Source organism: Verminephrobacter aporrectodeae subsp. tuberculatae At4 (assembly GCF_000193225.1).
Lineage (GTDB): Bacteria > Pseudomonadota > Gammaproteobacteria > Burkholderiales > Burkholderiaceae_C > Acidovorax > Acidovorax aporrectodeae.
This window is the reverse complement of the sequence record NZ_AFAL01000108.1, coordinates 1-6,150: the sequence shown is the minus strand read 5'-3', so window position 1 is coordinate 6,150 and position 6,150 is coordinate 1. Positions and strand designations below refer to the sequence as shown.

The 6,150-nt window shown below is 68.8% G+C and carries 6 protein-coding genes and 1 pseudogene; all 7 read left to right on the top strand.

Annotated elements, in window-relative coordinates; all coding sequences use genetic code 11:
* A pseudogene (gene pdxH / locus VTU_RS25665) lies at window positions 1-493 on the top strand (pyridoxamine 5'-phosphate oxidase); the annotation flags it as partial.
* Between the two features lie 123 nt (window positions 494-616).
* Window positions 617-2,260, top strand: coding sequence for a 3-(methylthio)propionyl-CoA ligase (locus VTU_RS0104390; protein WP_010101199.1), 1,644 nt, complete (start codon window positions 617-619; stop codon window positions 2,258-2,260).
* A 136-nt stretch (window positions 2,261-2,396) separates the two neighbouring features.
* The gene (locus VTU_RS0104385; protein ID WP_029554101.1) at window positions 2,397-3,263 is read left to right on the top strand and encodes a branched-chain amino acid ABC transporter permease; all 867 of its coding nucleotides are present in this window, start codon (window positions 2,397-2,399) and stop codon (window positions 3,261-3,263) included.
* A 1-nt stretch (window position 3,264) separates the two neighbouring features.
* Window positions 3,265-4,275 carry a branched-chain amino acid ABC transporter permease gene (locus VTU_RS0104380; RefSeq protein ID WP_010101196.1) on the top strand — a complete coding sequence of 337 codons (1,011 nt, stop codon included), beginning with the start codon at window positions 3,265-3,267 and terminating at the stop codon, window positions 4,273-4,275.
* Entirely contained in the window at window positions 4,268-5,032 is a 765-nt protein-coding gene (locus VTU_RS0104375) for an ABC transporter ATP-binding protein (RefSeq protein ID WP_010101194.1), read from the top strand. Before VTU_RS0104380 ends, VTU_RS0104375 begins: the two co-directional genes overlap by 8 nt.
* On the top strand, window positions 5,019-5,726 hold the full coding sequence (locus VTU_RS0104370) for an ABC transporter ATP-binding protein (protein ID WP_010101192.1): 708 nt from the start codon (window positions 5,019-5,021) through the stop codon (window positions 5,724-5,726). Before VTU_RS0104375 ends, VTU_RS0104370 begins: the two co-directional genes overlap by 14 nt.
* Window positions 5,727-5,785: 59 nt before the next feature.
* On the top strand, window positions 5,786-6,150 hold a 365-nt coding region (locus tag VTU_RS25660), incomplete at its 3' end, for an ABC transporter substrate-binding protein (RefSeq protein WP_169315368.1).

Here is a 6,150-nt window from a genome sequence, read left to right as displayed (position 1 = left end):
CCTTGGCCACCGTGGGCAGCGATATGCGCCCCAGCACGCGCATCGTGCTCATCAAGGGCTACGACGAGCGCGGCATCGTCTGGTATACCAACTACGACAGCCGCAAGGGCCGCGAGATCGCGGGCAACCCCTGCGCGGCCCTGCAGTTCCACTGGGTCGAGATGGAGCGGATGGTGCGCATCGAGGGCGCCGTGGAAAAGGTCGGCGCCGAGGAAAGCGACGCCTATTTCCACAGCCGGCCGCTCGATTCGCGCATCGGCGCCTGGGCCAGCCCGCAGAGCCAGGTCATCTCCGGCCGCAGCGTGCTGCTGGCGCATGCCGCGCGCTACGGCGCGCAGTTTCTGCTCCACCCCCCCGCCCTGCGCATTGGGGCGGGTACCGACTGCGGCCCGATCAGTGGGAGTTCTGGCAAGGACGCAGGAGCCGCCTGCACGACCGGCTGCGGTATCGGCTCGATGCGGGGGAATGGGTCCGGGAAAGGTTGGCGCCCTGACCGGGGCGCGCGGCCTGTCTACGGGATTTTCCGCTGCGCACGCCGGCCCCGAAAAACTACACTCGCCCGGCCCTCCGTTACAGTGATCATTTCGTCCACTACAACACCCCCAAGGAGCCACCCATGCTGGGTCTGATGCAGAACCAACCGTTGCTGATCTCGTCGCTGATCGAGTTCGCCGAGCGCCACCATGGCGACGCCGAAATCGTCTCCCGCCGGGTCGAGGGCGACGTGCACCGCTGCACGTACCGCGATCTGGCGGCGCGTGCGCGCCGCTTGGCGCATGCGCTCGACGCACGGGGGCTTGCGTTCGGCGACCGCGTGGCCACCCTGGCCTGGAACGGCTACCGCCACATGGAGATGTACTTCGGCGTGAGCGGCTCGGGCCGCGTGCTGCACACGATCAACCCGCGCCTGCACCCGGACCAGATTGCCTGGATCGTGAACCACGCCGAAGACCAGGTGCTGTGTTTCGACCTGAGCTTTCTGCCGCTGGTGCAGGCCGTGCATGCCAAGTGCCCCGGGGTGAAGCTGTGGCTCGCCCTGTGCGACGCGGACCGGCTGCCCGCAGACTCCGGCGTCCCGGGCCTGGCGAGCTACGAGGCCCTGATCGGTGCGCAAGCGCCCGAGTACGCCTGGCCGCAGTTCGACGAGAACTCGGCGTCGAGCATGTGCTACACCAGCGGCACCACGGGCAACCCCAGGGCCGCGCTGTACAGCCACCGCTCCACCACGCTGCATGCGTATGCCGCGGCGCTGCCGGACGTGATGTGCCTTTCGGCGCGCGACTGCGTACTGCCCGTCGTTCCCATGTTCCACGTGAACGCCTGGGGCATTCCGTACTCGGCCGCGCTCACGGGCTGCAAGCTCGTGTTCCCCGGCCCCGCGATGGACGGCAAGTCGATCTACGAGCTGCTCGAAACCGAGAAAGTCACCTACGCCGCCGGCGTGCCCACCGTGTGGCAGATGCTGCTGGGCCACATGAAGCCCGCCGGCCTGCGCTTTTCCACGCTGCAGCGCACCGTGGTCGGCGGTTCGGCCTGCCCGCCGGCGATGATCCACGCGTTCCGCGAGGACTACGGCGTGGAGGTCATGCACGCCTGGGGAATGACCGAGATGAGCCCTCTGGGAACCCTGTCCTCGCTCAAGAACAAGCACCTTGCGCTGCCCCGGGAGGAGCAGATGAAGATTCTGCAAAAGCAGGGCCGCGCCATCTACGGGGTGGACATGCGGATCGTCGACGGCAACGGCAAGGAACTGCCCTGGGACGGCAAGACCTCCGGCGATCTGCTGGTCCGGGGCCCCTGGATCGTGGAGCGTTATTTCAAGGGCGAGGGCGGTGATCCGATCATCCGCGACGCGCAGGGCCGCAGCTGGTTTCCCACCGGCGACGTGGCGACCATCGACGCCGACGGCTTCATGCAGATCACCGACCGCAGCAAGGACGTGATCAAGTCCGGCGGCGAGTGGATCAGCTCCATCGACATCGAGAACATCGCCATGGCGCACCCCGCCGTCGCCATGGCCGCCTGCGTGGGAATGCCGCACCCCAAGTGGGCCGAGCGCCCCATCGTGGCCGTGGTCAAGCGCCCGGGCGCCGAACTCACGCGCGAGGAATTGCTCGCGTTCTACGCGGGCAAGGCCGCCAATTGGCAGATCCCCGACGACGTACTATTCGTCGACGCCATCCCGCTGGGCGGCACCGGCAAAATGCTCAAGACCCGGCTGCGCGAGCAGCTCAAGGACTACCGGCTCCCGGACCTGTGACACGGCCCCGGACGGCGCGTCGTTACGACGCGTTACACTGCGCTTCTTATTGACGCAGCGTCGGGGCTGTCCGCAGGGGCCGTGGCCCTCCCGCACCGACTGCAATGGCCCTGGCTTTCGTGCGCGAGAGGACGACGTGGGATTGTTTTTTCAGCAACTGCTCAACGGCCTGACCGTCGGCGGTGTCTACAGCTTGGTGGCCCTGGGGCTGACGCTGGTCTACGGCATCCTGCACGTGCCGAATTTCGCGCATGGCGCCTTCTACATGGCCGGGGCCTTCGTGGGCTACTACCTGATGACGGCGCTGGGCCTGAACTACTGGCTGGCAATGGCGGGCGCGGCGGCCGTGGGGGCGGCGCTCGCGATGCTCGCCGAGCGGCTCGTGTTCCATCCGCTGCGCAACGCGCCCGAACTGCACGACATGATCGCGGCCATCGGCGTCCTGTTGTTCCTCGAGGCCGGCGCGCAGGCGCTGTTCGGTGCCGACTTCCAGCGCATGCCCACGCCCTACGGCCAGGTCGTCGAGGTGTTCGGCCTGACCGCGCCGCTGCAGCGGCTGCTGATCATCGCCAGCGCCTTCGGCCTGATGGCGCTGCTGCACCTGTTCCTGAACCACACGCTGCTGGGCGCGAGCATCGCCGCGCTGGCGCAGAACCGCGAGGGCGCGGCGCTGGTGGGAATCGACGCCACGCGCGTCACGCTGCTGGTGTTCGCCATCTCGGGCGCGCTCGCGGCCGTGGCCGCCGTGCTCTACGCGCCGATCAACCTCGTGTACCCGCACATGGGCCACCTGGTGATCACCAAGGCCTTCGTGATCATCATCCTGGGCGGAATGGGCAGCTTTCCGGGCGCCATCGCGGGGGGGCTGATCATCGGCATGGCCGAGAGCTTCGGCAGCTTTTATTTTTCCACCGACTACAAGGACCTCATCGCCTTCGTGCTGCTGGTGGTGATCCTCTCGCTGCGCCCGCAGGGCCTGTTCGCGCCGCGGGGAGCCGGCTGACATGGGCGCGCTTTTCCAGGGCCGCTGCGGCTGGGCGCTGCTCGCGCTGGGCGCGCTCGTGTTCCCGCTCCTGGCGCAGAGCAGCTACCTGATCTCGGTGGCGACGCAGGCGTGCATCATGGGAATCGCCGCGCTGGGGCTGAACCTCATCACCGGCTACACGGGGCAGCTGAACCTCGCGCACGGCGCGTTCATGGCGGTGGGCGCGTACACGGTGGGAATCCTCACGGTGGACCACCAGCTGCCGTTCTGGATCGCCTTCGTGCTCGCGGGCGGGGTCACGGCGCTGCTGGGCTTTTTCATCGGCGTCCTGTCGCTGCGGCTCAGGGGCCACTATTTCTCGATCTTCACGCTGTGCGTGGGCTACATCCTGTTTTTGCTGATCGAGAAGTGGGAGCGCCTCACGCACGGTCCGGTGGGAATCATGGGAATCCCCGTGCCCCCGGGCATCGGGCCGTTGCAGTTTGCCACGCCGCTGGCGCAGTACTACCTGGCGCTGGCCTTTCTGGCGCTGGGCATCTGGGTCATGGCGCGCATCGTGCGCTCGCTGCTGGGCCGCAGCTTCATCGCGGTGCGCAACGGCGACGCGCTGGCCGAGGCGCTGGGAATCGACCTGATGCGCACCAAGACGCTGTCCTTCGTGCTGTCGGTGCTCTACGCCGGCTTCGCAGGCGGGCTCTACGCCGGGCAGGTGCGCGTTCTCGGACCCGACCTTGCCAGCGAGTCCCTGACCTTCGATCTCGTGATGTTCATGCTCGTGGGCGGCATCGGCACGCTGCTCGGGCCGCTGGTGGGCACCTGCCTCATGACCGGGCTGACGCAGAGCCTGCAGTTCCTGCAGGACTACCGCATGCTGGTGTTCGGCCCGCTGCTGGTCGTGCTGATCATCTTCCTGCCCGACGGCATCGTGGGCAGCTGGCTCCGGCACCGTGCGCGGCGCGCAGCGTCGGGCGGCCGCTCCACCGTATCCTCCCCCTTTGCGACCGAAACACCGGCGCCGCCCCATGCTTGAGATCGACGCCCTGAGCAAGCGCTTCCTCGGCCTGACCGCGGTTGACCGCGTGAGCACGCGCTTCGAACGCGGCCAGATCAGCGCCATCATCGGCCCCAACGGCGCCGGCAAGACCACGTTTTTCAACCTGATCGCGGGAACGCACAGGCCGAGCGCGGGCCGCATCCGCTTCGAGGGCCGCGACGTGACCGGAATGCGCCCCGACCATGTGGCGCGCCTGGGAATCGCGCGCACCTTCCAGAGCACGCAGCTCTTCGACAACGCGAGCGTGCTCGACAACCTGATCGTGGGCCACCGCCTGCGCACGCATTCGGGCCTGTGGGACGTGCTCGTCGGCAGCCAGCGCCTGCGCGCGGAGGAGAAACGCTGCCGCGACAAGGCGCAGGAGGCGCTGGACTTCGTCGGCCTGGCGCACGTCGCCACGCGCAGCGCCGCCGACATCACGCAGGAGGAACGCAAGCGCGTGGCCTGCGCGCTGGCGCTGACCACCGACCCGCAGTTGCTGCTGCTCGACGAGCCCGCGAGCGGCGTGAACCCGCAGGAGACCGTGGGCCTGGCGGCGCTGATCCGCAAGCTGGTGGCGCACGGCAAGAGCGTGTGCCTGATCGAGCACAAGATGGACATGGTCATGCAGCTCGCCGACAAGATCGTCGTGCTGCACAACGGCGCCAAGATCGCCGAAGGAACGCCCGCCGAAATCCGCCGCGACCCGCGGGTCATCGAAGCCTACCTGGGAGCCGCGCATGCTGCGGTTTGAGGGCGTGGACCTGCACTACGGCAGCTTTCGCGCACTCAGCGGCGTGACGCTGCACGCCGCGCCCGGCGAACTGGTGGTGCTGCTCGGCGCGAACGGCGCGGGCAAGACCTCGATCTTCATGGCCGCGAGCGGAATTCAGCGCCCGAGCGCGGGCTGCATCCGCCTGGAGAACAAGGACATCACGGGCCGGCGGCCGGCGCAGATCGTGGCCTCGGGCCTGGTGCACTGCCCCGAGGGCCGCAAGCTGTTCCCGCTGCTTTCGGTGCGCCGGAACCTGCTCCTCGGCGCGTACCTGCACCGGCGCGACAAGGCCGCCGTCGCGCGCACGCTCGACGAAATGTTCGCGCTGTTCCCGATGCTTGCGCACAGGCAGAACGTCCCCGCGGGCTCGCTCTCGGGCGGACAGCAGCAGATGGTCGCCATCGGCCGCGCGCTGCTCGGGCGGCCCAAGGTGCTGCTGCTCGACGAGCCCTCGCTGGGTCTGGCGCCGCTGATCGTCCGGCAGGTGTTCGCGGTCATCGAGCGCATCAACCAGCAGGGCACCACGGTGCTGCTGGCCGAGCAGAACGCCTGCTTGGCGCTGGCCATCGCGCACCGCGCCTACGTGCTCGAGCGCGGGCGCATCGCACTCGAAGGCGGGCGCGATGCGCTGCTGCACAACGAGGCCGTGCGCGCGGCGTATATCGGCGCTTGAGCGGCCGGTCATTCTGTCCCGTGCGGTACATTTCCTGCCCGACTTCAGGAAACATCGCCATGGCATGCCCCTCCCCTCCTCGCCCCGGCCGCCGCAGACTCGGCGTGCTGCCGCTGGCCGCCGCGCTGCTGGCCACCCTGGCCACCCTGGGCAGCGGCGCCGCGTGCACGCAGGAGCGCGTGAAGATCGGCTTTACCGGCCCGCTCAGCGGCGGCGCCGCGCTGTACGGCAGGAACGTGGTCAACGGCCTGGAGATGGCGATCCGGGAGGTCAACGCCGCGGGCCTGGAAGTGGGCGGCAAGAAGTACCGGATGGAACTCGTCGCGCTCGACGACCGGTACGCGCCCGCCGACGCCGCGATCAACGCGCGCCGCCTGGTGCAGCAGCACCAGACGCCCGCCGTCTTCGTCCCGCACTCGGGCGG